The following is a 283-nucleotide window of genomic DNA, read 5'->3' on the forward strand; positions in this document are numbered from 1 at the left end:
CACTGGATCGCTTGGCAACGGACTGCCGCATACAGACCTGATGGTGACCGCTGACCACGGGATGCTGGTCGACGGAGTCGTCTGCCACGCCGGGGCCTTGGTGAACGACACCACGATCACCCGCGTTCCCCTGTCCGAGATGGGCGAGACCTACACGGTCTATCACATTGAAACCGAAGAACACGAGATCATCCTCGCCAATGGTGCACCTGCGGAGACGTTTATCGACAATGTCTCCCGTCGGGTGTTCGACAATTACAGCGAATTCGACGCGCTCTATGGC

Annotated in this window: 1 protein-coding gene; it reads left to right on the plus strand. The window is 58.7% G+C overall.

What is annotated here, in order from left to right:
• Positions 1 to 283: Hint domain-containing protein (locus tag BKY26_RS09235; protein WP_193600181.1), on the plus strand; the 283-nt coding region annotated here is incomplete at both ends.

This window comes from Nioella sediminis, from assembly GCF_001879695.1.
GTDB classification, from domain to species: domain Bacteria; phylum Pseudomonadota; class Alphaproteobacteria; order Rhodobacterales; family Rhodobacteraceae; genus Nioella; species Nioella sediminis.